A 293-nucleotide genomic window follows, 5' to 3' on the forward strand; every position below is an offset into this window, starting at 1 on the left:
TTTTCAATAAATCCAATACATAAATAGGCTATTCTATTATTTAATTCATATATAATTTTCTTCTAATAAACTATCATTTGGCCCTACTAATAAGGATCCCTGAATTTCCTTCCAGTTATCCAACAGTAATTCCGACTTTTTGTGTTTCCATCCCGAATTTATCCTCTTTATTACATTTTCCCATTTAGGAATGCCACTCGTTCCATCGATACTTTCAACATTATGTGCACCGACTGCAACAGCCACTTTTAAACATTCTTCAACGCTTAAATTATTCAAAACTCCGGTAAGGA

General features: G+C 32.8%; 1 pseudogene. It reads right to left on the minus strand.

Annotated features, from left to right (window positions below):
• Positions 1–45 precede the first annotated feature (45 nt).
• Positions 46–293: pseudogene (locus tag V7138_RS21015) on the minus strand (carbohydrate kinase family protein); the annotation flags it as partial.

The organism is Bacillus sp. JJ1533, from assembly GCF_036965045.1.
Classification (GTDB): Bacteria; Bacillota; Bacilli; order Bacillales; family Bacillaceae_L; genus Ferdinandcohnia.